This window comes from Burkholderia sp. 22PA0106, assembly GCF_047497155.1.
Classification (GTDB): Bacteria; Pseudomonadota; Gammaproteobacteria; order Burkholderiales; family Burkholderiaceae; genus Burkholderia.
Map to the genome: position 1 here is coordinate 379,874 of NZ_CP163162.1, position 25,768 is coordinate 405,641.

The 25,768-nt window shown below is 62.9% G+C and carries 28 protein-coding genes; 11 read left to right on the plus strand and 17 right to left on the minus strand.

Annotation, left to right across the window (positions count from 1 at the left end; all coding sequences use genetic code 11):
* Positions 1-49 precede the first annotated feature (49 nt).
* Entirely contained in the window at positions 50-541 is a 492-nt protein-coding gene (locus AB4850_RS01645) for a RidA family protein (RefSeq protein WP_414440887.1), read from the minus strand.
* A complete protein-coding gene (locus AB4850_RS01650; protein ID WP_414440888.1) occupies positions 538-1,446 on the minus strand; it encodes a PhzF family phenazine biosynthesis protein in 909 nt (302 codons plus the stop codon). The genes AB4850_RS01645 and AB4850_RS01650 overlap by 4 nt, the downstream gene beginning before the upstream one ends.
* Positions 1,447-1,691: 245 nt before the next feature.
* Between AB4850_RS01650 and AB4850_RS01655 the strand changes: the two genes are divergently transcribed.
* From AB4850_RS01655 to AB4850_RS01665, 3 genes are all read left to right on the plus strand, one after another.
* A complete protein-coding gene (locus AB4850_RS01655) occupies positions 1,692-2,573 on the plus strand; it encodes a helix-turn-helix domain-containing protein (protein WP_414440889.1) in 882 nt (293 codons plus the stop codon).
* 209 nt (positions 2,574-2,782) lie between these two features.
* A complete protein-coding gene (locus AB4850_RS01660) occupies positions 2,783-3,220 on the plus strand; it encodes a hypothetical protein (protein ID WP_414440890.1) in 438 nt (145 codons plus the stop codon).
* Between the two features lie 288 nt (positions 3,221-3,508).
* Positions 3,509-4,015: a GNAT family N-acetyltransferase gene (locus AB4850_RS01665; RefSeq protein WP_414440891.1), complete on the plus strand. Its 507-nt coding sequence runs from the start codon at positions 3,509-3,511 to the stop codon at positions 4,013-4,015.
* Between the two features lie 26 nt (positions 4,016-4,041).
* Here the strand turns inward: AB4850_RS01665 and AB4850_RS01670 are convergent, their stop codons facing one another.
* The 3 genes from AB4850_RS01670 to AB4850_RS01680 are packed head-to-tail and all read right to left on the minus strand — an operon-like array spanning position 4,042 to position 6,004.
* Complete coding sequence (locus AB4850_RS01670; protein ID WP_414440892.1) at positions 4,042-5,142, minus strand: ATP-binding protein; 1,101 nt, start codon at positions 5,140-5,142, stop codon at positions 4,042-4,044.
* Complete coding sequence (locus AB4850_RS01675; protein ID WP_414440893.1) at positions 5,142-5,846, minus strand: response regulator; 705 nt, start codon at positions 5,844-5,846, stop codon at positions 5,142-5,144. Before AB4850_RS01675 ends, AB4850_RS01670 begins: the two co-directional genes overlap by 1 nt.
* Entirely contained in the window at positions 5,843-6,004 is a 162-nt protein-coding gene (locus AB4850_RS01680; RefSeq protein WP_414440894.1) for a hypothetical protein, read from the minus strand. Before AB4850_RS01680 ends, AB4850_RS01675 begins: the two co-directional genes overlap by 4 nt.
* A 77-nt stretch (positions 6,005-6,081) precedes the next feature.
* On the opposite strand from AB4850_RS01680, the gene AB4850_RS01685 reads away from it, so the two are divergent.
* Both AB4850_RS01685 and AB4850_RS01690 read left to right on the plus strand, forming a co-directional pair.
* Positions 6,082-7,323, plus strand: coding sequence for an efflux RND transporter periplasmic adaptor subunit (locus tag AB4850_RS01685; RefSeq protein ID WP_414440895.1), 1,242 nt, complete (start codon positions 6,082-6,084; stop codon positions 7,321-7,323).
* Positions 7,324-7,331: 8 nt separating this feature from the next.
* Positions 7,332-10,433, plus strand: coding sequence for an efflux RND transporter permease subunit (locus AB4850_RS01690; RefSeq protein WP_414440896.1), 3,102 nt, complete (start codon positions 7,332-7,334; stop codon positions 10,431-10,433).
* 33 nt (positions 10,434-10,466) lie between these two features.
* On the opposite strand, the gene AB4850_RS01695 is transcribed toward AB4850_RS01690, so the two are convergent.
* The 4 genes from AB4850_RS01695 to AB4850_RS01710 form a co-directional block, all read right to left on the minus strand.
* Entirely contained in the window at positions 10,467-11,783 is a 1,317-nt protein-coding gene (locus AB4850_RS01695) for a type II toxin-antitoxin system HipA family toxin (protein ID WP_414440897.1), read from the minus strand.
* Complete coding sequence (locus AB4850_RS01700; RefSeq protein ID WP_414440898.1) at positions 11,780-12,109, minus strand: helix-turn-helix transcriptional regulator; 330 nt, start codon at positions 12,107-12,109, stop codon at positions 11,780-11,782. Before AB4850_RS01700 ends, AB4850_RS01695 begins: the two co-directional genes overlap by 4 nt.
* A gap of 205 nt (positions 12,110-12,314) precedes the next feature.
* Positions 12,315-13,244, minus strand: a complete 930-nt coding sequence (locus tag AB4850_RS01705) for a threonine/serine dehydratase (RefSeq protein WP_414440899.1) — start codon at positions 13,242-13,244, stop codon at positions 12,315-12,317.
* Entirely contained in the window at positions 13,241-14,230 is a 990-nt protein-coding gene (locus tag AB4850_RS01710) for a nitrilase-related carbon-nitrogen hydrolase (protein WP_414440900.1), read from the minus strand. The genes AB4850_RS01705 and AB4850_RS01710 overlap by 4 nt, the downstream gene beginning before the upstream one ends.
* Positions 14,231-14,351: 121 nt before the next feature.
* On the opposite strand from AB4850_RS01710, the gene AB4850_RS01715 reads away from it, so the two are divergent.
* Positions 14,352-15,089 (plus strand): IclR family transcriptional regulator, encoded by a 738-nt coding sequence (locus tag AB4850_RS01715; RefSeq protein ID WP_414440901.1) that lies wholly within the window; start codon positions 14,352-14,354, stop codon positions 15,087-15,089.
* A gap of 696 nt (positions 15,090-15,785) precedes the next feature.
* On the opposite strand, the gene AB4850_RS01720 is transcribed toward AB4850_RS01715, so the two are convergent.
* Positions 15,786-17,450 carry an ABC-F family ATP-binding cassette domain-containing protein gene (locus AB4850_RS01720; protein WP_414440902.1) on the minus strand — a complete coding sequence of 555 codons (1,665 nt, stop codon included), beginning with the start codon at positions 17,448-17,450 and terminating at the stop codon, positions 15,786-15,788.
* 166 nt (positions 17,451-17,616) lie between these two features.
* Positions 17,617-18,348: an SDR family oxidoreductase gene (locus AB4850_RS01725; protein ID WP_414440903.1), complete on the minus strand. Its 732-nt coding sequence runs from the start codon at positions 18,346-18,348 to the stop codon at positions 17,617-17,619.
* Between AB4850_RS01725 and AB4850_RS01730 the strand changes: the two genes are divergently transcribed.
* Positions 18,302-19,354, plus strand: coding sequence for a cupin domain-containing protein (locus AB4850_RS01730; protein ID WP_414440904.1), 1,053 nt, complete (start codon positions 18,302-18,304; stop codon positions 19,352-19,354). The two genes, AB4850_RS01725 and AB4850_RS01730, sit on opposite strands and share 47 nt — an antisense overlap.
* 50 nt (positions 19,355-19,404) lie before the next feature.
* Here the strand turns inward: AB4850_RS01730 and AB4850_RS01735 are convergent, their stop codons facing one another.
* Positions 19,405-20,241: a c-type cytochrome gene (locus tag AB4850_RS01735; protein ID WP_414440905.1), complete on the minus strand. Its 837-nt coding sequence runs from the start codon at positions 20,239-20,241 to the stop codon at positions 19,405-19,407.
* 86 nt (positions 20,242-20,327) lie between these two features.
* A complete protein-coding gene (locus AB4850_RS01740; protein ID WP_414440906.1) occupies positions 20,328-21,248 on the minus strand; it encodes a LysR substrate-binding domain-containing protein in 921 nt (306 codons plus the stop codon).
* Positions 21,249-21,412: 164 nt separating this feature from the next.
* On the opposite strand from AB4850_RS01740, the gene AB4850_RS01745 reads away from it, so the two are divergent.
* The 3 genes from AB4850_RS01745 to AB4850_RS01755 are packed head-to-tail and all read left to right on the plus strand — an operon-like array spanning position 21,413 to position 23,138.
* Positions 21,413-21,937 (plus strand): sugar ABC transporter, encoded by a 525-nt coding sequence (locus tag AB4850_RS01745; RefSeq protein WP_414440907.1) that lies wholly within the window; start codon positions 21,413-21,415, stop codon positions 21,935-21,937.
* A gap of 7 nt (positions 21,938-21,944) precedes the next feature.
* Entirely contained in the window at positions 21,945-22,271 is a 327-nt protein-coding gene (locus tag AB4850_RS01750) for a hypothetical protein (protein WP_414440908.1), read from the plus strand.
* Positions 22,272-22,292: 21 nt separating this feature from the next.
* On the plus strand, positions 22,293-23,138 hold the full coding sequence (locus AB4850_RS01755) for an MBL fold metallo-hydrolase (RefSeq protein ID WP_414440909.1): 846 nt from the start codon (positions 22,293-22,295) through the stop codon (positions 23,136-23,138).
* A gap of 193 nt (positions 23,139-23,331) precedes the next feature.
* Here AB4850_RS01755 and AB4850_RS01760 read toward each other — a convergent pair whose 3' ends face one another.
* Complete coding sequence (locus AB4850_RS01760; RefSeq protein WP_414440910.1) at positions 23,332-23,514, minus strand: hypothetical protein; 183 nt, start codon at positions 23,512-23,514, stop codon at positions 23,332-23,334.
* 176 nt (positions 23,515-23,690) lie between these two features.
* On the minus strand, positions 23,691-24,113 hold the full coding sequence (locus AB4850_RS01765; RefSeq protein ID WP_414440911.1) for a hypothetical protein: 423 nt from the start codon (positions 24,111-24,113) through the stop codon (positions 23,691-23,693).
* Between the two features lie 137 nt (positions 24,114-24,250).
* Here AB4850_RS01765 and AB4850_RS01770 point away from each other — a divergent pair.
* A protein-coding gene (locus AB4850_RS01770) for an IS5 family transposase (RefSeq protein ID WP_414440148.1) occupies positions 24,251-25,062 on the plus strand; the annotation gives its coding sequence in 2 pieces (ribosomal slippage) (positions 24,251-24,590 and positions 24,590-25,062; 813 coding nt in all).
* 40 nt (positions 25,063-25,102) lie between these two features.
* Here AB4850_RS01770 and AB4850_RS01775 read toward each other — a convergent pair.
* Both AB4850_RS01775 and AB4850_RS01780 read right to left on the minus strand, forming a co-directional pair.
* Positions 25,103-25,399 (minus strand): hypothetical protein, encoded by a 297-nt coding sequence (locus AB4850_RS01775; RefSeq protein ID WP_414440912.1) that lies wholly within the window; start codon positions 25,397-25,399, stop codon positions 25,103-25,105.
* A 56-nt stretch (positions 25,400-25,455) separates the two neighbouring features.
* Entirely contained in the window at positions 25,456-25,671 is a 216-nt protein-coding gene (locus AB4850_RS01780; protein WP_414440913.1) for a hypothetical protein, read from the minus strand.
* Between the last annotated feature and the right edge of the window lie 97 nt (positions 25,672-25,768).

Sequence of the window (25,768 nt, forward strand, 5' to 3'; positions counted from 1 at the left end):
TCGTTGCGGGTCGGCTTTGCCGATCGTTTGTAAGACGGGATGCGAGGCGTCAGGACAGTTCGATGCTGTTGTCCGGCACGTGTTTCAGCGCGACGACCAGTTCGATTTCGAGCAGCGCGCCATCCGGCAATCCAGCCACGCCGACGGCCGATCGCGCATGGCGCCCGCGTTCGCCGAGGATCGCGTGCAACAGCGTCGAGGCTTCGTCGAGCACGCGCCCGTAGTGCGCAAAGCCGGGCGCCGCATGGACGAAGCCGCGCAGGAACAGCGTGCGATCGATATCGAGCGACGTCGGCACGCCGGCATGCAGCGCGGCGAGCGCGCGCAGCACGCAGGTGTGCGCCGCGTGCCGGATCGTCTCGGGCGTTGTCGTATCGCTCACCGGGCCGGCAATCACGCCGCCTTCGATCCGGCAGACCTGGCCGCTCACGTAGGCAATATCGTCATGAATCACCACGCTCTCGTAGGCGCCACGCGGCGCGGGCGCGGCGGGCAGCGCGAGGCCGAGTTGCGCGATTCGATGTTCCAGGTCCGACGTCATGACGGCGACCCCGGTTGCGTTTCGATGACCACCCGTCCGCCTAGCCAGCAACCGTCCGGCACGCGGCTCCGGTCGCCGTCTGCGAAACGGAAGCGCACGGAAATCTGCGAAGGGCGATGCATCGCGCGGCCCTGACGGATCGTGACCGCCTGAACGGAAGATTCGATCGCGCCGCTGGCAAGCAGTCCGAACGAAAGTGCCGAAGCCGCGATGCCGGTGGCGGCGTCCTCGGGGTAGCCGGAGGCGCGCGGGAACTGCCGCGCATCGAACACAGCCTGCGCTGCGTCGTGCGCCGCATACGGATAGAGCCCGGTCGAATCGATTTGCACGCACAACGCCTCGATCTGGCCGAAGCGCGGCTGCAATGCATCGAGATCGGCCACGCTGGCGAGCGGGATCAAGGTCTTCACGCGGCTGGTGCAGGCGTTCTGGATCGGCAGCGGCGCCAATTGCGCCTCGGTGATGCCGAGCACGTCGAGAATCGCGCGCCGCGTGGCCTGGTCGTCCAGCGCTTCGACGCTGCCCGCCGGTTGCGAGATCTCGACCGCCGCGCCGTCGCCGGATTCACCGGTGATGCGCGCCAGTACCACGCCGCTGCGCGTCAGGATGCGGAGCCGGTCGCGCTGCAGGCGCCCGTTGCGGTGCAGCAGCCAGACCGCGCCGACGGTGGCGTGGCCGCACATCGACATTTCGTGGTTGGGCACCCAGAAGCGAAACTCGAAGTCGCAACCCGAGCCGGCCGGCGCCGGCATGACGAAGCCGCTTTCGTGGCCGTAGCGTTGCGCGACCGCCTGCATCTCGGCATCGGACATCCCGTCCGCGTCGATCACGATGGGCGCGGGATTGCCGCCGCCTGGCGCGGCGGCGAATACGTTGACGAGTTCGACTGCGTGGTGTGGGGTCATTACGGTGTGCGCCCCGCCAATCGGGGCCTGTATTTCCATGCGATCAGGTTACGGAAATCCACGTGATGCCGCGCGTTTCGGCGGGCCGCGCCAGTTGATCGAACGGGCCATGGCGGTGCCGGACGCCGGTTTTTGTACTGCTATGCTCGTGACACGGTTTCATGCGCGACATCGCGTTGCGTTGGCGTACAGGCGTATCCGCGAATCGGTGCGCGATCGTGTTCTGGTCGAATGGGAGGTGAGGGATGCTGCGTTCGTTCGATGAGGTCTGCCGGCCGGCCGACAAATCTCTGCTCGTTTCTGCCGGCGACGGCTGCGCGACGCTCACTGGACGCGGCAGCTACGCGATGCCCTGGCATTGGCACGATTGTCTGATGTTTATCCTGCCCAGCCTCGGGGCGGTCGAGATCCGGCATGAAGACCGGCGCGCCGGTATCTGGCTGTCGCAAGATCGCTTCGCGGTGATGCCGTCCGAGCACGCCCACCAGACGCGCGCCGCATGCGCGCCCCACACGCACGTCGCGCTTTATGTCACGGCTGATGCGCTGCGCAGGCTCGATACCGGTGTCGGATCGCTCGACGCGTTTCGGCGGCGTACGCGCAAACCCACGCTGTTTCGCAAATCCGCCGCCATCCGCAATCTGCAGGACCTGTCGCTGCGCGCCGACCTCGGCGCCTATGGCAGCGAGGCGACCCGGCAGGCCCTGGCGGCGGCGCTGCTGATGCAGTGCATCGGCGAGGTCATCGCGGGGCACGGCGAATCGGCGCGGTCGCCCGCGGAACATGGCATGGCGCTGGTCGCGGATATCGAAGCCTATGTGACGTCGCATGTCGACCGGGATATTCCGCTCGATGCGCTCGAGCAGCGGTTCGGGGCGTCGCGTCGGCATATCACGCGCCTGTTTCGTGAACGCACGGGGCTGTCGATCGGGGAGTTTCAGCAGCGTGTGCGTTATCGGATCGCCTGCGAGTTGCTGACGCAGACGGATTTGCCGATCGGGGAGGTGGCGTTTCGGGTGGGGTTCGCCAGTGGCGCGGCGTTGGCGCATGCGATGCGGCGGATCGGGGGGCATTCGCCTTCGGAATTGCGGGCGGGGGCGGGGGCTACGTTGGGGGCTGATTGCTGACTGACGATGCGAACGCGTCTTGATGACCCAAAAGCGTCAGCAGGCCGGTTTTGCGTCGAAGTCACGTTTGGGGGAAGGATCGAAGCGGCGATTCGAGTCGCCGCCATGACGGGCTGCCGATGAATGAGTCGGATCGCGGATACCGATGCGGCAGCGGTGACGGCAAGGCCTGCGATGAGAATGATAATTAACTGACTAGACACGCTTGTGTGGAAGATCCGAATCGCAAACCGGCCGTGGCCGCGGGCTTCCGGGGTGGGCGCTATCTGTCGGCGCAGGGCAGCGCGCATGGAGAGTGGCAATCGAATGGCTCCGCGAAACCCGGCATGGACGCCTATGCGACGTCCAAGCAGTGTGCGTTGGTCACCGCAATGAGCTTTGCCCGCGAGACATCGCGATTGCATTTCACCGCCATCGAGCCAGGTTTCACTCCCGGCACGGGACTGGGCATGGGCAACGCCAAGGCGTTCGTGCGCGCGCTGGTGGCCGTTCTGGTGCCGGTGACCGTGCCGTTGCCGATGCCCTTTATGAAAATTCTCAGCACGCCCCGGCGCTGGCACGCGAGACGCAATTCCAGGATCGCGTCGTCGCTCAAACGCGCGACTTACTGGCGAGCTTTCTCAGGTAAGGCGTTGCTGCCTTCATGACATCCGACCGGTTATGGACGAATCCGCCGCGCTATCTGGCCTTATGACTGAAGGCCCCGTCAGGATTGGCGTAGGAATTCGCATCCTTTCGCGCTCCGGCCGTGCCGGGCAGAATGGCAAACCGGTTCATCGCGGATAGGTCCGCTGCATCCGGCGTTCATCAAATTTCCACGGTTTGTGGACAGTGTTGCCGCAAGATCCTTATCTTGCGTTGTGCATGTTCCGTTTCAACGCGGCGGCCGACGACGACACTCACAGGAATGCTTGCATTGATTCTCGAAGGAAACCATGAACACTGCCCATCCGATTAAGCCGTACTGGGTCGATAACGTAAATGAAGCAGACGAGTTGGCCGTCTTCTTCACGGAAAACACCGACGCTTCCTATATCTCCCACTCTGAACTCCAGTTTGGTCTTGCAGAATCGCCGAAGTGCTGGAATCCGGATCGGCCGCGACTGATCAGGTCGGAAATTACAGAAAGCATAACGGCAGAAACAGCGGAAAATGGGCCGCCGCCAACGTTGATATTTGCTGCAAGAAACGGTTTGGAACTCGTCGCGATGGGGTGTGTTGCGATGCATACCCAAGGTCCCGGGGTTCCTTATGCTGTTTTGGAGGACATCGTTATCAGCCGCAGCATGAGACACGTTGGTATCGGACGTACCGTGCTGGATTGGCTTGTGCAGGAAGCACGAGAGGCCGGATGTCATCGCATCTTTCTGGAAAGCGGCGCTCAGAATCACAAGGCGCATGAATTCTTCGAGAAGCAAGGCTTTACGCGTGTTCGGTCGTGATGATGCGCGAACTGTGAATGCGGGATTCACGTCTGGCCACGCGGCAGCGTGAGCTCGAACACGGAGCCGCCAGACTGAGACGGCCTGAACGTAGCCTGTCCTCCGTGCGCCAACGCAATCGCCCGCACGACCGAGAGACCCAGGCCGGCGCCGCCGAATTTCCGGGAGCGCGAGGCATCGGCGCGCGTGAACGGCTCGAAAACCAGCGGCGCGAAGTCGGGAGACAAGCCTGGGCCTTCGTCTTCCACGCCAACCGAAAACGAATCCTCCCGAACGCTGAGCGAGACAAGCAGACGGCCCGGCACGGCGTATCTTCGCGCGTTGTCGAGCAATGCGAATAGTGCTTGCCGGATACGGGCGCCATCGCAAGCCACGACCGTGTCGGACAGGTTCAGCTCGAGGATGAATCCGGCTTCGCCGAGTGCATCCCCAATCGAGTCGACGGCACGCCGGATTTCGATATCGATGCGCGTGGGCTCGATGCGCATCTCCAGTCGCCCGATGTCCTGCAAGTTCATGATGTAAAGATCATCGACCAGCCGGGTCAGACCTTCGACCTGAAACAGCAAGCCGCGTATTTGTGTTTCGTCGGGCGTGAATATGCCGTCCCGCATGCCTTGCAGCCGACCACGCAAAATGGTGAGCGGGGTTCGCAATTCATGAGCGATCGCGGCGTTCCATTCGGTTCGCTCGGTCGTCATGCGCTCGAGTCGAACCGCCATCGCATTGAAGTCGTCAACGAGCAGGGCGGTATCGCCGAGCGAGCGGTCGCCAGCCAGGGCACGCGCCTCCAGGTCGCCCGCCGCAATACGTCGGGCGCCTTCGGCAAGCGAGTTCAGCGGCGCAAGAATGCGCTTGGCCAGGCGCGACGCCATGATGACCGCGAACACGAGCCCGAGAAGCAACAGTGTGGCGAAAATCAGGTAGTCCTGGGGGTCCGGAATGAAGGCTTCCGCCAAGGTCGTCGGTTGTGGCGGCGGAGAATGAGCGTAGAGCAAGCCATAGATGATGAATGAGCCGACGAAAAGAATCAGTGCGGTGATGACCGATACGAGGCCCATCGAAAGGACGATCTGACGCCCGAGCCGTCCGCGGTGCTTTCCGGCTGTTGAGGTGACGGTTTTCATCAGGAACCGGTCAGCTTGTAACCCACGCCCCGAACCACGGTAATCATGTCGGAAGCGCCCGCTTTCTCGAGTTTCTTCCGCAGGTTGCTGACATGGCTGTCTACCGTGCGTTCAAGCGCAACGCCACCCGGCAGGCAGGCATCGAGAAGCTCGCTGCGGGTGAACACGCGCTGCGGAGATCTGGACATATGCGTGAGCACGCGGAATTCCGTGAGCGTGAGCGAGAGTTGAACGCTTTGGCCGGATTGTTGTTCCGCAGCCAGCGTGCGGACGCTGGCCACGTAACTCGCCGTGTCGATCTCGAGCCGGCCGACGCGCAGCACGGGTTCGTTGCGGCAGGATGTCGTCCGGCGCAGCACGGCCCCGATGCGCGCCACGATTTCGACCGGATTGAACGGCTTGACGATGTAGTCGTCCGCGCCGATGCGCAGGCCCTGCAGACGGTCGATGTCCTGATCGAGCGCGGTGACGACGACGATCGGCGTGTCGCCGCGCCGGCGCAGTTCGGCGAGCACTTCCCAGCCGTCCTTGCCCGGCATTTTTATATCGAGCAGCACGAGATCGGGTTTGAGCAGCGGCTGCACGTCGAGCGCGGTCTGGCCGTTGTTGACCTGATAGGTGCGATAGCCCTCCCGGCGCAGATAGGCGTCGAGAATCTCGGCGATTTCGGGTTCGTCTTCTGCGATCAGGATCAGCGCGTTCATGGTTCGTCGCGGGCGTTGTGCAGCTTTTCGGAGAGCGCATCGTGAACCCACGCAGCGCACCAGGCAATCCGCTTCATCAAATCTCCATCATAGCTCGACACTTCGGTGCGGCCGAACAGCGGCGAATCGCTGCCGCGTTTTCTCGACACAATCTCCACACAACGTCCAACGTATTCAAACGGCAGCGCGGCACACTCCTGGCTCGCCCAACCGCAGCCCGTATCACTGAGCCGCCATGACGCACTTCCCGATCAGAAAGACCGCCGCCGCGCTGGCCGTTGCGCTTGCCCTCGTCGCCGCGTTGTCCGGCTGCAAACGCGGCCACGTCGATGCTGCGCCACGCGCGTCCATTCCGAACGTCAGCGTCATCAAGCTGCACCAGCAGGCAGTTCGGGTTTCCGCCGAACTGCCGGGGCGCGTCGTCGCCTTCCTTGAAGCCGAGGTGCGCCCGCAAGTCGGCGGCATCATCCAGCAGCGTTTGTTCGTGGAAGGCAGCGAAGTCGAGGCCGGCCAGCCGCTCTATCGTATCGACCCCGCAAGTTATCGCGCCGCGCGTGACAACGCCGAAGCCGTCCTGCGGCGTGCAGAGGCTGCCGTTCCCTCCGTGCAGGCAAAGGCCGACCGGAACCAGGTGCTCGTCAGGCACAACGCGATCAGCCGGCAAGACCACGAAGAAGCCATCGATGCGCTGGCGCAGGCGCGCGCCAGCGTCGCCGTCGCAAAAGCGGCACTCGAAACGGCACGCATCGACCTCGACCGCACGACGGTCCGCGCCCCCATTTCGGGACGCATCGGCCGCTCGACGCTCACGCCCGGCGCGCTCGTGAGCGCGAGCCAAGGCACCGCGCTCACGACCATCCACCAGATCGGCCAGGTCAACATCGACCTCACGCAATCGAGCGCGAACCTGCTCGACCTGCGCGAAGCCATCGACGCCGGGCGCGTGGTGGACGCAAACGGCGGCGTGCCGGTGAAGCTGAAGCTCGAAAACGGGGCGATCTATCCGCTCGAAGGGCGCCTCGAATTCGGCGAATCGAACGTGGCGACCGGCACCGGCACCTACACGCTGCGGGCCGTGGTGCCGAACGCGCGCCGTGTGCTGCTGCCGGGCATGTACGTGCGCGCGATCGTGGAGGAGGGCACGGTGCCGCGCGCCTATCTGTTGCCGCAGCGTGCCGTGAGCCGCAACCCGCGCGGCACGGCCACTGCGCTGATGGTGCGCGGCGGCAAGGTCGAGGAAGTCGAGCTTGCCGATGCCCGCGAGCACGGTAACGACTGGCTCGTCACGCAAGGCCCGCGTGAAGGCGATGCGCTGATCGTCGAAGGCAGCCAGCAAGTGCGCGCGGGCGACGCGGTGGCGGCGACCGAAGTCGCCATCGACGCCGCCACCGGCAAGGTACGCCCGCTGAAGGCCACGCAGAACGGCAACGCCGCTGCAGAGGGCCATGCCGCCGAGCAATCGACAAAAAGGAACTGAACGCCATCATGTCGGCATTCTTCATCAGACGCCCGGTGTTCGCGTGGGTGCTGGCCATCGTCGTGATGCTGGCCGGGGTGCTCGCGCTCAAACGCCTGCCCGTCGCGCAGTATCCCGAGATCGCGCCCACCACCATTTCGATTGCCGCGAGCTACCCTGGCGCGGACGCCGGGACCATCGAAAATTCGGTCACGCGCGTGATCGAGCAAGGGCTCACCGGCCTGGACAACCTGCTCTATATGTCGGCGAGTTCGGACGCTTCGGGCCAGGTCGAGATTCGTCTCACCTTCAGCAACAACGCCAATGCCGATGTCGCGCAGATGCAGGTGCAGAACAAGCTGCAACAGGTCACCGCGCAATTGCCTTCGGTGGTGCAAAGCACGGGGCTCACCGTCACGAAATCGTCGGCGAGCTTTCTGATGGTGGTGGGCTTCGTCTCGACCGACGCCAAGCTGCGCTCGATCGACCTCGACGATTATGTGGGCAGCACGCTTCAGGATCAGATTCGCCGCGTGCATGGCGTGGGCAATACGCAGTTGTTCGGTTCGAGCTATGCCATGCGGATCTGGCTCGACCCGGCCCGTCTGCAACAGTACGCGCTGATGCCCGGCGATGTGGAAACCGCGTTGCGCGCCCAGAATGCGCAGGTCGCGGCGGGCCAGTTGGGCGCGCAGCCCGCCCGCCCCGGCCAGCAGTTGAACGCCACGGTCACCGCGCAAAGCCGCCTGCAAACCGTCGCGCAGTTCGAGGACGTCATCGTCAAGAGCGCGAGCGACAGCGCCCTGGTGCGCCTCAAGGATGTCGCCCGGGTGGAACTGGGCGCCGATTCCTACACCTATGCCTCCACCTATAACGGCAAGCCGGCGTCGTCGATGGGCGTGATGCTGGCCGCCGACGCGAACGCCATCGACACGGCCGCGGGCGTCAAGACGCTGATCGCCTCGCTCAAGAGCACGCTGCCCGCCGGCGTGGAGGTCGTCTATCCGTACGACACCACCCCCTTCGTCGCGCTGTCGATCCATGAAGTCGTGAAGACGCTTGTCGAAGCGATCGTGCTGGTCTTCATCGTCATGCTGGTGTTCCTGCAGAACGTGCGTGCGACGCTGATTCCCACGCTCGCCATTCCGGTCGTGCTGCTCGGCACGTTCGCCGTGCTTGCCGTGTTCGGCTACTCGATCAACACGCTCACCATGTTCGCGATGGTGCTCGCCATCGGCCTGCTGGTGGACGACGCCATCGTCGTGGTGGAAAACGTCGAGCGCGTCATGCGCGAGGACAACCTGGACCCGCGCGAGGCCACGCTCAAGTCGATGCGCGAGATCACGGGCGCGCTGATCGGTATCGCGACGGTGCTTTCCGCCGTGTTCGTGCCGATGGCGTTTTCTTCCGGATCGACCGGCACGATCTATCGTCAGTTTTCGGTCACCATCGTCACGGCGATGCTGCTCTCCGTTGCCGTCGCGCTGATTCTCACGCCCGCGCTCTGCGCCACGATCCTGCGCCGCCCTCATGGCGATGCCGCGCGGCATGGCTTCGCGGGCTGGTTCAACCGTCACTTCGAGCGCGGCTCGGACGCCTATCGCGGCAGCGTCGCCGGCATGCTCGGGCGCGGCAAGCGCTTTCTGGCGATCTTCGTCGCGGTGGTGGTGGCGATGGGGTGGATGTTCATGCGTCTGCCCAGCTCGTTTCTGCCCGTCGACGACCAGGGCATCCTGATGACCACCGTGGAGCTTCCGGCCGGCGCGATGAGCGCGCGCACCCAGGACGTGCTCAAGCGTGTGACGGACTATTACCTGAACGACGAGAAAGACGCGGTGGATGGCGTGATGGCCATCGAGGGCTATGGTTTTGGCGGCTCGGGCCAGAACGTGGGCATGGTGTTCGTGCGCCTCAAGGACTTCGAGCAGCGCAACTCGGCGAATCTCTCCGCAAAGGAAATCGCGCAGCGCGCGAGCGTGGCCTTCGCCGCCATCGGCGACGCCCGGGTTTATGCGCTGCTGCCGCCCGCCGTGGACGGCATGGGCACGTCCAACGGCTTCGACTTCTATCTGAAGGACAGCAACGGCGCGGGGCGGGAAAAACTGATCGAGGCGCGGAACACGTTGCTGGCCGCCGCGGCTCGTGACCCCGCGCTGACCGATACGCGCCAAAGCGGCCAGGATCCCACACCGCAGTTCGCCGTGGCCATCGATCAGGCCAAGGCGAGCGCACTCGGCTTGAGTCTTGCCGATATCAACCAGACGCTGTCGGTCGCGTGGGGCAGCGACTACGTGAACGATTTCATCGACCGGGGGCGCGTGAAGCGCGTCTACGTGCAGGGCGATATCGACTACCGCATGCAGCCGCACGATCTCGACGGCTGGCATGTGCGCAACGCCGGCAACGAGATGGTTCCCTTCTCCGCGTTCGCGCACGGGCGCTGGACGTTCGGCCCGACCCGGCTGGAGCGCTACAACGGTGATTCGGCGCTGGAGATCCAGGGCGAGGCCGCGCCGGGCGTGAGCTCGGGTACGGCAATGCGCGCGATCGACAGACTGGTTGCCGCGCTGCCGCCGGGATTTCGTCACGAATGGACCGGATTGTCGTATGAGGAGCGGCTCGCGGGCGATCAGGCAACCGGGCTCTATGCGATTTCCGTCCTGGTGGTGTTTCTATGCCTCGCGGCGCTCTACGAAAGCTGGTCGATTCCGCTCGCGGTGATGCTCACCGTGCCCATCGGCATGGCGGGCGCGCTGCTGGCCGCGATGCTGTGCGGCCAGACCAACGACGTCTATTTCAAGGTCGGGCTTCTCACGACCATCGGGCTGGCGGCGAAGAACGCGATCCTGATTGTCGAGTTCGCCCTGGAGCGGGAGGCGCACGGGGCAGGTGTGGTCGAGGCCACGCTCGACGCCGCGCGCCAGCGCCTGCGGCCGATCCTGATGACGTCGCTCGCCTTCATCCTCGGTGTGGCGCCGCTGGCCGTTGCCACCGGCGCGGGTTCAGGCGCCCAGAACGCGATCGGCATCGGCGTCATGGGCGGCATGCTCGCCTCCACCGTGCTGGGCATTTTCTTCGCGCCGCTGCTTTATGTGGCGGTTCGCATGGCGTTCAAGGGCAAGCGGGCGTGAATGCGGTTCGAGGTGTTGTCGCGGGCGGCTGCGCTATCTGGCCTTATGACTGAAGGCCCCGTCAGGATTCGCGTGGGGGTTGGCGTCCTTTCGCGCTACAGCCGTGCTCGGGTCGGACATGCCCATCTGCTCGCGTAGCGGCGCAGGCGTGTATTTGCCGGGCTTTGCATCGGGCTTGATGTCTTCGAGCCCCCAGCTCCATGCATCCAGCATGCGCTTGGCGACTTCGCGGAAATCAGGGTATTGGTCTGCGAACTCGGACACCCTCGGCGTGACCTGGCGAACTGCAGCCGAGACGCGCTCGACAGCCTCCCCCAAATCCGCCTTGCTCAGGCCAAGCCGCGCACCACCGTAGTTCTGCAGCAGTGCGCCCGACGCCCAAACCCGCTTGCCCTTGACAGGCAGCGCCGGGATTGCCGACACATATTTCGGGTAGACGGTGCCGCTCAAAACGTCGTAGACAGGTGCGAGCCGCACGTCGTCGCGGCTGGTGTAGACGAGCGCGAAGTTCTTCAGGTGGGCGTCCTGATTGTGGACTGCATGATTCAGCAGCAACAGGGTGAAGAGCCGTCGGGCATTGTCCTTGAACGCGTCGCGTGGAACGTAGGTCCTGGTCAACGTTTCGAGGAGTTCGAGTGTGCCGTTGTACTTGTTGACGGGGTCCAGGCCTTTCAGCGCGCAGTAGTCTTCCACCGCCAACGTCTGGCCGTCGCGGGGGCGGTCGAAGCGCCGCACCGCCAATACCTGCCCGTCGTCGGACAGTTGTGCGTCGGGGACTTCGAGCCCGGCCTGGCGCGCGACTTCCAGGCATAGATACTCGTTGATCGCCAACGCAGGCAGATCATCGAAGCCCGTCTTCAGGATGGTGTCGTGGGTCCATGTCGTGGCTTTCTCTTGCAACAACGCCTTGGGCATCACCCCCGAGATGCCTTCCGTGATCCTGGTCTCGAGCAGACGCAGGAGGTTGTCGCGCGAGTCGGTCGACGCGAGCAGTTCCGCCATGTTGGTCTTGTTGGTGGCCTGTCCGAGCGTCGCGCCACGCGGCACGACCTGTACGCGTCCGATCGTGTTCGCGCCGGTGAGCGCGAGCAGCCCGAAATCGCTCACGTCGGCGTGCGGGCCGAGGTGGCGGATCATGATGTCCTTCTTGACGCCCTCCGGGAGGTTCATCTGAAAAAACGGATGCAACCGGGGCCACACATACGACGCTGCGCGCACCGGCATCAGCAACGAGACCTGGTTCTCTTCCGCAGCATCGGGCAGGTACGTGAAAACGAACTGCCCGCCCTCTTCAGCGAGCGTGCCGACCACCTGGCCTCGAACGTAGACGTAAAGGGGATCGTGGCTCATGATTTGTTCTCTGTCGCCCTGAAGCGCTGCACGGCGCGCACCCGCACGCGGCCGGACGTACCGTCCGAACCGTTCGGCAGGTCTTCAGGGTCGTCCAGCACGTCGTCGAGCGTGCGTTGATGCCCATGGCGGCGCACAAGGATCTCGAGCCCGACGGCGTCGAACAGGCTGAGCATCTTGACCGCGCCCAGCTCGGGCAATGAGCCAGTCTCGAACAGGCTGATGCGTTCGCGCGGCAAGCCGCTCAGTTTGGCGACTTGTTGTTGCGTCAGGTTCGCGGCGAGCCGGGCCTCCCGGAACGCTTCACCTAATTCGGCTAAATTCATGTAATGTATACCTCACATTATCCGTTTTCGGGATGATATTGTATCGTATACGTCACAATAATGATGCCAGGCGTCTACGCTGTTTGTGATGTATATGTCACATTAAAAGCATCTAAACGACTAATGTGATTGATACGTCACAAAAGATCCGCGGCTGCGGGGCCGTGCAATCGAAGTCACGCCCCACCCATCGCCCATCAGCACCTCAACCCCCCAAGCCTCCCGGGTCCACATTCCCCCCGCAGATCACCACCGCCACCCTCTCCCCCGGCGAGCGAACATAAGCCCCCGCCATCAACGCCGCCAACGCCGTCGCGCCCCCCGGCTCCGACGCCACCCGGAGCCGATTCCACAGCAGGTTTTGCGCGTCGCGAATCTGCGCATCCGACACCAGCACCGATTCATTCACCGTGGGCAACAGAACCGAAAACGGCACGTTGCCAACCCGCTTGCACCCAAGTGAATCCGCCGCGATCCCGCTCGTCTCGACATCCACCGGTTCACGCGCCTGCAACGCCCGATGCAAGGTCGGACACTGCGTGGGCTCCACCGCAACGATCTTGACCCGCCCCGCGAACCACGCCGCGATGCCGCCGATAAACCCCCCGCCGCCGACAGAAACCAGCACCGTGTCGACATCCGGCAATTGCGCATCGAGTTCGAGCGCCAGCGTGCCTTGCCCCGCGACCGTGGCGGGATCGTCGAACGCATGCACCTTCAGCGCGCCCGATTCGGCGGCCCGCGCCTCGCTGGCCGCGAGCGCCTCGACATAGGTATTGCCTGCCACCACGACCTTCGCGCCGAGGTCGGTCAGCATCTTGCGCTTGAGCGGCGTGGCGAGGCTCGGCACGTAGATTTCGGCGCGGGCGCGCAGCTTGTGCGCGGCGTAGGCGACGGCGATGCCGTGGTTGCCCCCGGACGCGGCGATCACGCCGGCCGGCGGCAGCGGTTGGCCGAGCAGGCGGTTGAACGCGCCGCGCGGCTTGAACGAGCCGGTCACCTGCAGCGATTCGAGCTTCAGGAACGTGTCGCCGGGCACGTCGAACCAGCCGGCCTCCAGTTGCACGACGGGCGTGGTGCGGATGTACGGCGCAACCCGCTGCGCGGCCGCGCGAATGTCGTCTCGGGTAATCATGAGCGTTGATCCTCGTAGTGAGCGGCGGCTTGCGGTGCGGCCGGGATGACGGTCACGGGCGCCTGGCGGCGTTCGTCGACGGTCAGGCGAAACACGTCGGGGCGGCTGTAGTGGCCGGTCACGTCGAAATCGAACTTGCCGCGCGCGATGTTTCGCAGGTCGATCTCCGCGGTCAGGATGGTTTCCTCGCCGAACGCGGGGCCGGCGAGAATCCGCCCGAACGGATCGACGATACAGCTTCCGCCCGCCTGCACCACGGCGTCGGGGTCGTCACCGAACAGGCTGTCGTACGCGGCGGGGTAATCGCTTCGCCGCAGAAACTGATTGCTTGCGAGTACGTAGCATCGGCCCTCGATCGCGATGTGCTGCATCGATGCGACCCACGACGGCCGCGAATCGGCCGTCGGCGCGCAGTAAAGCTGGATGCCCTTCGCATACATGGCCGTGCGCATCATGGGCATGTAGTTCTCCCAACAAATCACGGCGCCAAGCTTGCCGAGTTCGGTGTCGAGCACGGGCATGGTGGAGCCATCGCCGTAGCCCCAGATCAGGCGCTCGGAACCGGTGGGCATCAGCTTGCGGTGTTTGCCGAGGTAGTGGCCGCCCGGCCCGAAGAACAACACGCAGCAGTAGAGCGTGCCCGCATCGCGTTCGATCACGCCGATCACCAGATGCACGCCGTGCCGCCCGGCAATGGCGGCCAGCGCGTCGACGCACGGCCCCGGCACGTCGATCGCGGCCTCCCAATACGCGCGATAGGCGTCGCGCCCTTCGTCGCTGCGCCCGCCGACGTACGAGCCGAACGCATGCCCCTTGGGGTAGCCGCCGACGAACGCTTCGGGAAACACCACGAGCCTGGCGCGCTGCGACACGGCGGACGCAACCAGGCCGTCGACTTTCTCCAGGGTTCGGCGCTGGTCGAACGGCACGGGCGTGCCCTGCACGACGGCCGCGATCCACGGCGATTCGAGGTTCGATTCACTCATTGCGATCTCCTTGTGTATCTATAGTGAACATGTTAGTATCAGTATCGAACATAATAGGCGCTTGCCCGATCCGGGGCAAGCGGTGCGTGTTCGTCTTTGTTCAAGGTCGAGGAGAGCAGCGATGGGCGAAATCGCGACGGTCAACAGCGTGGAGCACGCCGTTCGTCTGGTTGAGCTGATGGCCGGGTCGGAGCATGCGCTGGGCGTCAGCCAGATGGCGCAGTCGCTCGATCTGCCGCGGGCCACGGTGTACCGGCTGCTCAAGACCTTGGCCCAGCGCGACTGGATCGTTCAGGATGACAAAACGTATCGGCTAAGTTTCCGATTGGCGGCGCTGTTTCAGGGGGCGGGCGTGGAGGCGGCGCTGGCCGAACGCGTCACGCCGCTGCTGCATCAACTCGTGAAGCAGACGGGCGAGACGGCTCACTTCGCGGTGCTCGATGGCGACCGCGTCGTCTATCTGGCGAAGGTGGATTCGCCGCATCCGATCCGCATGTTCTCGGAAGCGGGCTGGCGCGGGCCGCTGCATGCCACGGGCGTGGGCAAGGTGCTGCTGGCGTTTGGCGAGGCGAAGCTGCTGGCGCGCATTTGCGACGCAGGGCTGAAGCCGTTCACGCCGAACACGCTGGTCGAGCCGGCGCAGCTTCAGGACGAACTGGCGCGAATTCGCCAGCAGGGTTATGCGCTCGATGCCGAAGAACTGATCGACGGCCTGACGTGCGTGGCCGTGCCGTTGACGAGCGGCGGCGAGGTGCGCGGTGCGGTTTCGGTGGCCGGGCCGACTGCGCGGCTGGCTGATCCCGAGGCGTTGGCGGCGTTGCTGAAAGCGGCCGTGGAGGCGTTGCCGGCGATGTTGTGACGGGCCGGTTGTTTCGCGTGTATCTGATTCGCTGGGTGTCGGGGTATTGGTGACGGTGCGCGCGGAAAATCAAAAGCTTATGAGCAGTTGCGCCACCGTGGCCCGGCGGGGGCGTCAGAGGTCATGCTGCTCCAAGTGTTCTGCGACCGTCCCAATGCAATTCCCATGTTGAGCGATATGGTCACGACCATACCGTTGCTTGCACGTTATCAAACCGGCATACAGATGTTCGAACTGCGGAAAGTCAACGGTCACGGGGAGGAAGTCTTTGTATCCCCGCACACACTGATTTCTCTCTAAATCGTAAGTGGCTCGTGAGTGGCGTAGAAAAAGGCCATCCGGGAACGCTTGTGGCAACTCCTGGGGTGCGACTGGAGATGTCGGGAGGATGGATGCGGTACTTCCGACAAGGAAGTCGTCGAAGCGTATTAACGCAGATACGGCCGTGCGCATGCAAAAATCATGGACGCTTCGCGTAGATTCATCAGGCGATGGCGGCGGAAAGTCGAAAATCATCCCCATGCCAAAGCGCTGTTGAGTTTGGCCAAAGCGAGGAAGCGAGGGAAACGAAACCTGCGCAGATGCGTCGATAACAGACATCGCCAAGGCCAAAACCATCAGGCATTTTTTCAAGGATATGTTTCCCGATCGAAGTTGGAATCCACCGCCCACTCGGGCGGAATCTCCCCGCGCCCGTTACTTCGCGCCCGCTTCCTCGCGCATGCGACGCGCTTCGTCGCGCAGGAACTGCTGGTAATCGTCCAGATCGCCGTCAAAGGGCTCGACGCCGCCCTTGGTCACGAGCCAGAACTCGTCACATACGGCGCGCAGCAGTGACCGATCGTGACTGACCAGCATCACCGTGCCCTCGAACTCGTTGAGCGCCATGCCCAGCGCCTCGCGGGTGGCCAAGTCGAGGTGGTTGGTCGGTTCGTCGAGCAGCAGCAGGTTGGGGCGCTGCCACACGATCATGCACAGCACGAGCCGCGCCTTTTCCCCGCCGCTCATCGTGCCGACGGCCTGATGCACCATGTCGCCGCTGAAATTGAAGCTGCCGAGGAACGTGCGAAGCGATTGCTCCGTGCCGCTCTGGCCGGGGGCGCGCATATGCGCCGGCGTGTCCTTGGCCAGGCGGATCATGTGTTCGATCGGCGTGTCGAGCGGACGCAGCACGTCGAGTTCCTGCTGGGCGAAGTAGCCGATGTTCAGGCCCTTGCCTTCGCTGATCTCGCCGGTGATCGGCGTCAGCGCGTGCGCGACCGTTTTCACCAGCGTGGATTTGCCCTGCCCGTTGGCGCCGAGGATGCCGATGCGCTGCCCGGCCAGCACGGAACGATTGATGCCTCGCACGATGACGGTCGGCGGGGTGCCCGGCGCGGCGTCCGCCGGCGCGGGATAGCCGAAGCTCGCGTCCAGCATCGACAGCAGCGGGTTCGGAATGTTGAGCGGCTCCTTGAACTCGAAGTTGAACTCCGCGTCGGCCAGCACCGGCGCGATCTTCTCCATGCGTTCGAGCGCCTTGACCCGGCTCTGCGCCTGCTTCGCCTTCGAGGCCTTGGCCTTGAAACGGTCGATGAATTTCTGCAAGTGGGCGATCTTGTCCGCCTGCTTTGCCATCGCGGCCTGCTGCAATTCGAGCTGCTCGGCGCGCATGTCTTCGAACTTGCTGTAGTTGCCGCCGTAACGAACGAGCTTCGCGTTGTCGACGTGCACGGTCACCTGCGTCACCGCGTCGAGGAATTCCCGGTCGTGGCTGATCACGACCATGGTGCCCTGATAGCGCTTGAGCCACGCTTCGAGCCAGACCAGCGCGTCGAGGTCCAAGTGATTGGTCGGTTCGTCGAGCAACAGCAAGTCGGACGGGCACATGAGGGCACGCGCCAACTGGAGCCGCATGCGCCAGCCGCCGGAGAAGCTGTTGACCGGCTGGTCGAGCTGCGCATCGCTGAAGCCCAGGCCGAGAATCAGCGCCTGAGCCCGCGAGGCGGCATCGTGGGCACCGGCGTCGTGCAGGGCCATGTAGGCCTCCGCCATGCGCATGCCGTCGTCGCTGGCTTCCGAGGCGGTGACTTCCGCCTGCGCGGCCAGCAGCACGGTGTCGCCTTCGATCACGAAATCGGTCGCGCTCTGTTCCGTCTCGGGCATGTCCTGCGCGACCTGGCCCATCTTCCACGCAGCGGGAATCGAAAACTCGCCGCTGTCTTCATGCAGCGTGCCGTTCAGAAGGCCGAAGAAGGAGGATTTGCCGGCGCCATTGCGGCCGACAAGGCCGATCTTTTCGCCTGGGGCGAAGGTGACGGATGCGCGATCGAGTACGACATTGACGCCGCGGCGCAGGGTGACATTACGGACGGAGATCATGAGGGGCGACTTCGGACTTCGGAGAGGACACGCATCATAGCCGACCGGAGGGGGAGGCCGCCTGATACGGGTGGGTTCGCCCGGTTGGTCCGTCGGCTTCAGGCTATCGTGGGTAGCTCTGCGCGGGAAACGGCCGGACGTTGCCGTTGGCCGGTTCACCCCGATTTCAGCCCTGCGCGGTCGGCCGGATCACGATGCTGCCGACATCCACGTCAGGCGGCTGATCGATGGCAAAAAGGATGCCCCGCGCGATCGCATCGGGCGAAATGGCGATCGCTTTCAAACGATCCTCGACCGCGGCCTTTGCCGCCTGATCGGTCATGGAATCTCCGAAATTGGTATCGATCACGCCCGGTGAAACCTCGGTAACCCGGAGCTTGGGTCCGGCTTCCTGTCGCAACGCCTCCGTTGCGGTGCGCACGGCGTTCTTGGTGGCGGCGTACACGCCCATGGTCGGCAGAATCTTCAGCCCTGCCGTCGATATCACGTTGATCACGTGGCCGCTGTCCTGCCTCGCGAACACGGGCAGCGCAGCGGCAATGCCATATAGCGTGCCGCGCAGATTGACGTCGATCATCGCGTCCCAATCGTCGACGCACAGCGCGTCGAAGCGCGAGATCGGACCAATGCCGGCGTTGTTGACGATCACGTCGAGGCGCCCGAAGCGGTCGACTGCGTGAGCCACCAAAGCCTCGAGATCGGCGCGGCGCGTCACGTCGGTCACGCAGTGGCTCGCCCGCCCCCCGGCTGCGTCAAGCTCGGCGGCCAGGTCAATCAACACGGCCTCGCGTCGAGCGCCGAGCACCACCGCGTGACCGTGCTTCGCCAGCAACCGTGCGGTTGCGCGCCCGATGCCGCTGCTCGCGCCCGTGATCGCAATCACCTTCGTGTTATTCATTTCGTTCTCCTTTGATGTCGAAATTAAACAGGGACATCAAAAGATGGTCTATGCTCGGCTCACCATGAATTTGTCGCGATCGTCCAAATCTCCGCGTGACCCGCTGTCCGACGTGCTTGCGCTGCTCGACGCGCGGGCCACGCGTCCGACGCGGCTTGAAGCTGCTGGGGACTGGGCGCTCGCTTTTCCCGAGCGGGAGCGCCTGAAATTTGTCGCCGTGCTGAAGGGCGCCTGCTGGATCGAACTCCCCGGCCACGCCGGCGAGTTTCTGCACACCGGCGATGTCTGCCTGATCGGCCGCACGTCCTATACCGTTGCCAGCCGCCCCGGCGTGCCGTCCATCGACGGTATGCAGTACTACGAAGGAATGGCGCTGGACAGGCTGCGCCTCGATGGCGATGACACCATCATGCTGGGCGGGGGCATCACCCTGGCGCGAGAAAATGCCGGATTCCTGCTCGACATGCTCCCGGTCTTCGCGATCGTCCCGCGCTCGCCTGGGGCGGCGGCCAGTGTTGCCGCCGTGCTCAAGTTGCTCGATGCCGAAATCACGCGCGATGCGATGGGATCGGAGACGGCGACTGCCCGGCTTGCCGAAGTCCTGATGATCGAGGCGATCCGCGCCCGCACCGTCGGCCCGGTCCCCGCCGGTTGGCTGGACGCGCTGGCCGAGCCGCGTCTGGGCCGCGCGCTTGCCCTGATCCATAACGACATCGCCGAGCCCTGGACGGTCGCGCGCCTTGCCGCAGAGGTCGGCATGTCGCGGTCGGCGTTCGCTTCGCTCTTCACGCGGACGGTGGGCCAGCCGCCACTCGATTACGTGAGGTCCTGGCGGCTTGCGCGTGCGCGCGCCATGCTCGCCAGCGGAGAAGACAACATTGCGCAAGTGGCGCTCACGGTCGGCTATTCGTCGCAAAGCGCGTTTGCGCACGCCTATCGCCGTGCGTTCGGCACTACGCCGCGTGGCGCTTTCAAGCCTTCGATTACGGAAAAAATTCCACGTTGAGCAGGCCGGTGAAAGACTGGCCCGCATCGTCCAACCGTTAGCTTTATGCGTTACGGGCCAGCTTTCCGCTTCGCCACATACGCAAGATAAGCGACGATCAAATCGATCTCCCGATCGCTCAACTGATCCTTCGAGAAAGCCGGCATGGTCCTGCCGGGCCAGTCCCGAACCGATGCCGGATTGCGAATATAGCGATGCAATGCCGAGGGCTGAAAATACTCGACGGGATTCATCGGCACGTTGAGGTCGGGGCCGGTATCCGCGCTGCCCGCGTGGTTGAGCCGATGACAGGCGAAACACTGCGTGATGAACAGGCTCTGGCCCGCGCGGATCGGATCGGTTGCCGGCAATGCCGGATCGACGGCGAGCACCGGCCAGCGAGCGGAGGGAGACGGTTGCGTGGCCAGTTGCGCGATCTGGTAAGGCCATTGCTCGCTGCGCACCGATGCCGCTCCCCGGCCGACCCAGACCAGATAGAACGGGCCGGCGCCGACCGGCTTGCCCGGCAACTTGGGCCATGGCCGTGCCGGGTCTTCCACCGCGAGCCATGCGACGGCGATCGCGGTATCACGGTTGCGCACGAGATCCATCGGCAGTTGCGCGGCAAAGCCGTCGGTCGCGCGCGCTTCGAGCACGCTGTCCGCCGGCAATGCCGTGGCGTCGAGCAGGTCGGCCAGCGGCACTGCGCGATAGGTCGCTGATTTACCGTAGGCGATATCTTGCGGAACGTGAATCTCGGCAGCATCCGATCGCGCCAGCAACTCTGCCTGGCTGAACGACTGGGTTTTGCCGCCAATCACGAGTTTGATCAAGGGCTGCGCGGCTGCCGCATGCCCGATCGCGCCGAGCGTCAGCAGCAGAACCGCAAGCAACACACGTTTCGACATGGGTTCTCCAGGCAGTGTTGTTGTCGGCGCCATCGGCTGCGGGGATGGATGGGCCGCCGTCAATTCATTCGGCACCGGTGGGCGGATTATGTCAGCGGTGCCGAATCGTCGGTAGTGCGTACGTGCTTCTGCGCTTCATGAAGAATCCATGTCGCAAATGCCTGCAGCGGCGCTTCACTCAACTCGATCGGTTCAGGAAGAACGAGACAGAAGTTTTTGGTAATCGTTTTGCCGTCCGGCCAGGGCGCGACCAGACGGCCCTGTTCAAGCTCCGCCCCGATGTAAAGACGCGGCACCAATGCCACGCCCAAACCGGCCAGCGCGGCCTCGATTAGCATCGAATGCAGGTCGTACCGCGCGCCAACCGCCGAATTGGTCAGCGCGATGCCGGCCTCCTGCGCGTAAAGCTGCCACGCATCCGGATTTTGTCGTCGGTGAAGGCGGGGCAACGCGTCCAGCGATGGGTTCGGACCGGCGTCGGCGAGAAGCGCCGGACTACAGACCGGCACCAGCACCTCCTCCAGCAGACGATGCGAATGCATACCCGCCCACGCCGGATGCTCGAAATGAATGGCGGCATCGAAGCCGCTACCGGCAAGAATGAACGGTTCCATGCACTCGGCAATATGCACGGTGACGTTCGGATGCTGGTGTTGAAACCGTTTCAGGCGAGGGATCAGCCAGCGGGTGGCAAAGGTCGGAATGGCGGCGATATCGATGCTCGCGCCCTCGATCGGCTGCCCCATCAGATACAGGCTGTCCCGTTCCAGCCGATTCAGAATCTCGCGAACCTGCACCGCGTAGCGCGTGCCGTTGGGCGCAAGCCGAACCCGGTTTCCCACGCGATCGAATAGCGCGATACCTAAAAACGCTTCCAGGCGCGCGATTTGACGACTGATTGCGCCTTCGGTCAGCGCCAGCTCTTCAGCCGCGCGCGCGAAGCTGCCGTGTCGAGCCGCCGCCTCGAAGGCCAGCAGCGCGGAATTGCTTGGAATCTTGCGTCGCATCGGTGTTTTACGGGGGAGAGCGTTGGACGTCAGCTTGAGCAAACGTCAATGAAGGCTGAGTTTATATCGTTATATAGGCTGGAAACGCCAGATTAGCATTACGTTACTGCAATGAAAATCGGTCGTTTGCAGCGATCTACCCGGCCGTCACGAAGGACAATCTGATGATCTACACCGTGGAATGCAGCTTCGCCGATCCCGACAGCGAAGCCGAATGGAACGACTTCTACAGCCTTGAAAAACTGCCTGCCCTCATCTCGGTCACCGGCTTTCACACGTCGCAGCGCTTCAAGTCGATCAGCAGCGGCTGCCCGGTCTACTTGGCTATCCATACGATTGACGGCCTCGATGTCCTGACGGGCGACGAATATCGTCTGAAAGGCGGCGGCAATTTTGCAAGGTGGCAGCAACACATCACCGACTGGCACCGAAATCTCTATAGCGATATTGGCCTTGCGCCTGCGGTCAACGCGGACGAACTCCTCGCGCTGTGTGCAGGCGGCCCCGAACCTCTGGTCCAGATGGGCCTCACGCCGTTGTCGATGCAAGCCGTTGCGCTGGAGAAGTTTCCGGCACGCCGTTGGCTTGCAAAGCTGCCACGGCAAGCTGCGCAGCGTGTTGGGGGGATGTTTGAAGATGTTCACTTCTATGCGCCGATGACGGAGCAACTGACAAAACAAGGCAAGTAGGTCTGCCGTGCCCAACATCACGCTCTATATCCCTGCGGGGCAAATACCCTCCGATGAAAAGCTCGCCGAGCTTTCCCGCGATTGCGTCGAGCTTTGCACAGATGTGCTTCAGGCGGCGCTCAAGAACGTTCATGTCATCTATGTCGATGTTCGGCATGGACACGGCCATCCGGCTTTCGCGGAAATCCACTATCGGCTTGAAACGTTTCGCACGCCAGCCGTCATGAACCGCTTTATGGAAGGCCTCGACGACGCCATCGCGCGCCGCACGGGTCTCACGGCGCGCATTCGTTGTTTCGGCTACGCCGCGTCGGATATTCACGCTCGAAATTAGACAGTCTTCCGGAGAAGAATCGTGTCCATCGTTACCTTTCCCAGCCAGCGAGCCGGGGATTTCACCATCACCGCGATCAGCGACGGTTATCTCACCGCGAGCCTGGATTTCCTGTCGAATATCGACCCTGCCGAGGCTTCCAGAATGCAAAGCGATGCCGCGCAGAATGAGCCTTCCGCAGTGCATATCAATTGTTATCTGGTGCAAGGAGCGGGCCGCACGATTCTTATCGACGGCGGGGCCGGGGGTATCAAGCAATGGGGCGGGCGCTTGAAGTCAAACTTATTGCTTGCCGGTGTCGAACCGGCCGAGATCGACACGATCCTGCTGACACACGCTCATCCTGACCATGTCGGTGGGCTGGTGGACGCGGCCGGGCACATCGCCTTTCCGAATGCGGAGCTGGTGGCGCATCAGCGAGAGGTCGCATTCTGGCGGGATGAGGGAAACCTGAGCCGTGCCAGCGAGCGTGCGCGCGGTAACTTTGCGATAGCGCGTCAAGTGTTCGACGGATACCGCGACACGCTTCGCACGTTCGATGAAGGGGAGGTGCTTCCCGGTATTCGGGCGATGCCGCTGCCGGGGCATACGGACGGGCATTCTGGATATTTGTTCGAATCGCATGATCAGGCTGTGCTGGTATGGGGAGATATCGTTCATTTTCCGCATATCCAGATTCCACGGCCTGAGGTGTCGATTGCGTTTGATCAGGATCCTTCCGAGGCGGCTGCTACACGGTCACGGCTTCTGGATCTGGTCAGTTCGGAGGGGCTTTTGATTGCTGGTATGCATTTGGGGGAATTGGGATTTGCGCGAATCAAGCGAGCGAACGCAGGTTATGGGTTGCTTTATGAGACCGATGCGTGAGGCCGGGAACGGGCACGATCATGTGTGATGGCATGTGACGGCAGTTTGTGGCCGGGAACCGACCAACTTGATTGGCGGGTTGAATCCGCAACCCTGAGCGGTCCGTCGCAGTTCTCCAGAACAGACGTTCACTGCGAGCTAAAGTGCCAACGCGGTTTCTTGGAGAACAGTATGAATAAAGGGACTTATGCTTCTATTGGCTTTGAGCGTCCTGCTGGTGATGTTCGGGCTTCATCAATTCCACTGGCAACGTGTGAACCTTTGCAATGGCAAAGGCGGCAGGTTTGTTTGTAGCCATAGCCAGTGATAAGTCCTCCTGGAAAATCGCTTTGAATTTCGAGTCACGACCGAATTCAAAGCGATTTTCCAGAAACACTCACTTATCGGAATCCACAAGCCAATTGTCAGTCGACCGCCTATGCGGGCTCATCGAGCGGCTTTACCCTTCCCGAGTCGCCGCCAAGCCAATACGGCGCGATCTGGGGGGCGATTTCCTGGAGCGCCGCATTCAGCATGCGTTTTCACACAGCCTCGCCGGAAGGGGCTCCCACGCTAAAAAGCTGAACAGCACGCGCGGCACTCGCTGCGAAACGGCACGCGGGTCATATAGTCGCCGTCCCAAAAGACATCGCACAGCCCGCTCCAGCTGACTTCAAGAAGCCTCTCGTGCAAACGGCCAAAACTTAGCGTCGCATCATAGACGTCGTGATGCCCGAATACGTATAGCAACCCAAGTTCGGGATGTGGATACGAAGCGTCTGTCTTGTGCTCCCACGACGTACTCATGCCCTGCAGTTCTTCGGCAGTATGCGCGTGCATGTTGAAGCCCTGGTGGTAGAGCCGAGGTGTCCACAGCTCGCCGTCAAACTCTTGGGGCTTCGCCTCAATTTCGAGCGACCATATGCCGCCACAGTAGTGCAAATTCGCCGTTGCGACCTCGAAACTCCGGTTCCGCAAGAAGATGAAATTATTCATGCTGCTCCGATTTCCTGAACGTCCGGTTCCGCCGAACGGTGACCCAACTTAGAAGCTGTTGCGAAATTAGGTTTTGGGTCTGTTAACTTTTCCGACTTGGTGTTAACTTTCTGTCTTGTTTTGCCCAACAGGAAGCGATGCCGAAAGAACTGATAGACGACGAATTGTGGTCACTCATCGAACCGCTGCTGCCGGTGCGAGCACCACGCAATCGCCAGTATGCAGGCCGCAAACCGACACCCGACCGCGCGGTGCTGGCAGGCATTGTGTTCGTGTTGCGCTCGGGCATTGCGTGGAATCTACTCCCGCAAGAAATGGGATGTGGTTCAGGCACGGCTTGCTGGCGACGGCTCGTGGCGTGGCAACAGGCCGGCGTCTGGCAACGCATCCACGAAACGTTGCTGGCCGAGTTGCGTCGCCGTGGCGAAATCGACCTCTCGCGTGCGCTCGTCGATAGCTCATCGATCCGCGCCGTACTGGCGGGAAAAAAACCGGCCCGAATCCCACGGACCGGCGCAAGCTCGGCAGCAAACACCACCTCATCGTCGACGCGCAAGGCATCCCGCTCGCGGTCATCCTGAGTGCAGCAAACCGTCACGACATTACCCAGCTTGATGCGCTGGTCGATGCCATTCCACACATCAGGGGCAAGCGGGGACGTCCGCTGCGCAAGCCGCAAATCATACAAGGCGACCGGGGCTACAGTTCTGAGCCCCATCGGCAGCGCTTGCGTGAGCGCGGCATCACGCCGATGCTCGCAAAAATCGGCGCGCCACATGGCAGTGGACTGGGAAAAACACGTTGGCCAGTGGAGCGTTCGATTGCCTGGTTGCACTCGTTTCGACGGCTCAAAATTCGTTATGAACGCTACGCTCATGTACACGAGGCCTTTATGTCTTTGGCTTGTGCCTTGATTTGCTGGACACGTCTCAAATCTCTGGATAACTAATTTCGCAACAGCTTCTTAGAGGCCGACATGCACGGTCAGATTATTCATAGATTTCTCCTGACATTAAAATGTCAGCTGCGCGTCTCCAAGGGTTTTCAGGCGGTGTGTAGTATTTCAGGCCTTTCCTCGATGCATCTGCCCACGCACACGATGCTTCGAGAAAGGGGTCTATAGAATCATTTTGCCAGCCCAAGGCACCGCTTGAATAGGGTGAAGATGGGTTGCTCGCTTCAACTTCGGCTTCAGTGAACCAGTCAGTGGCCAGATGTGCCAGAAATGCAAGGAAGGAACGTTCGTCGGCAACTTGTTCCTGCGCGTTGTTTAGCTTCGTCGCCATCTCGGCCTTCAACTCGTCTAATTTGCTCCCCATGCGAGCCCCCTCTAGTCGTCACGTCAAGCAGAAATTGTCACCGATCTAGGAGGCGGCGTCGAATGTCTCAAACTGGCCGGCAAGCGACCGCTCACCGGCGAGGTACATGAAACCTCGGTTTGCTCTGCCATTTCAAAAGCATCGCCGACCTCGATGCCGATCCCGCCGCCAAGGCAGGCGTGGGTGACGAGGAAATCGCTGTCGCAATGCCGATGAATACCCGCGACGCGCTCGTCCATTCGGCACGCGTGATGGATCTGGTGAACGGGCCGCAGCGCTGACGGGGTTGCGCTGCATTCCGTTCACCGCCTTGACAGCGGTGCGATGGGGCCCTTA

Bases quoted from the DNA above. Each gene is read 5' to 3' on its own strand.
- AB4850_RS01700 (WP_414440898.1), bottom strand. From the start codon at position 12,109: ATGAATTTAGCCGAATTAGGTGAAGCGTTCCGGGAGGCCCGGCTCGCC.
- AB4850_RS01645 (WP_414440887.1), bottom strand. From the start codon at position 541: ATGACGTCGGACCTGGAACATCGAATCGCGCAACTCGGCCTCGCGCTG.
- AB4850_RS01735 (WP_414440905.1), bottom strand. From the start codon at position 20,241: ATGTCGAAACGTGTGTTGCTTGCGGTTCTGCTGCTGACGCTCGGCGCG.
- AB4850_RS01725 (WP_414440903.1), bottom strand. From the start codon at position 18,348: ATGAATAACACGAAGGTGATTGCGATCACGGGCGCGAGCAGCGGCATC.
- AB4850_RS01695 (WP_414440897.1), bottom strand. From the start codon at position 11,783: ATGAGCCACGATCCCCTTTACGTCTACGTTCGAGGCCAGGTGGTCGGC.
- AB4850_RS01745 (WP_414440907.1), top strand. From the start codon at position 21,413: ATGATCTACACCGTGGAATGCAGCTTCGCCGATCCCGACAGCGAAGCC.
- AB4850_RS01650 (WP_414440888.1), bottom strand. From the start codon at position 1,446: ATGACCCCACACCACGCAGTCGAACTCGTCAACGTATTCGCCGCCGCG.
- AB4850_RS01705 (WP_414440899.1), bottom strand. From the start codon at position 13,244: ATGATTACCCGAGACGACATTCGCGCGGCCGCGCAGCGGGTTGCGCCG.
- AB4850_RS01670 (WP_414440892.1), bottom strand. From the start codon at position 5,142: ATGAAAACCGTCACCTCAACAGCCGGAAAGCACCGCGGACGGCTCGGG.
- AB4850_RS01720 (WP_414440902.1), bottom strand. From the start codon at position 17,450: ATGATCTCCGTCCGTAATGTCACCCTGCGCCGCGGCGTCAATGTCGTA.
- AB4850_RS01665 (WP_414440891.1), top strand. From the start codon at position 3,509: ATGAACACTGCCCATCCGATTAAGCCGTACTGGGTCGATAACGTAAAT.
- AB4850_RS01715 (WP_414440901.1), top strand. From the start codon at position 14,352: ATGGGCGAAATCGCGACGGTCAACAGCGTGGAGCACGCCGTTCGTCTG.
- AB4850_RS01655 (WP_414440889.1), top strand. From the start codon at position 1,692: ATGCTGCGTTCGTTCGATGAGGTCTGCCGGCCGGCCGACAAATCTCTG.
- AB4850_RS01740 (WP_414440906.1), bottom strand. From the start codon at position 21,248: ATGCGACGCAAGATTCCAAGCAATTCCGCGCTGCTGGCCTTCGAGGCG.
- AB4850_RS01730 (WP_414440904.1), top strand. From the start codon at position 18,302: ATGCCGCTGCTCGCGCCCGTGATCGCAATCACCTTCGTGTTATTCATT.
- AB4850_RS01685 (WP_414440895.1), top strand. From the start codon at position 6,082: ATGACGCACTTCCCGATCAGAAAGACCGCCGCCGCGCTGGCCGTTGCG.
- AB4850_RS01780 (WP_414440913.1), bottom strand. From the start codon at position 25,671: ATGGACGAGCGCGTCGCGGGTATTCATCGGCATTGCGACAGCGATTTC.
- AB4850_RS01765 (WP_414440911.1), bottom strand. From the start codon at position 24,113: ATGAATAATTTCATCTTCTTGCGGAACCGGAGTTTCGAGGTCGCAACG.
- AB4850_RS01675 (WP_414440893.1), bottom strand. From the start codon at position 5,846: ATGAACGCGCTGATCCTGATCGCAGAAGACGAACCCGAAATCGCCGAG.
- AB4850_RS01710 (WP_414440900.1), bottom strand. From the start codon at position 14,230: ATGAGTGAATCGAACCTCGAATCGCCGTGGATCGCGGCCGTCGTGCAG.
- AB4850_RS01775 (WP_414440912.1), bottom strand. From the start codon at position 25,399: ATGGCGACGAAGCTAAACAACGCGCAGGAACAAGTTGCCGACGAACGT.
- AB4850_RS01690 (WP_414440896.1), top strand. From the start codon at position 7,332: ATGTCGGCATTCTTCATCAGACGCCCGGTGTTCGCGTGGGTGCTGGCC.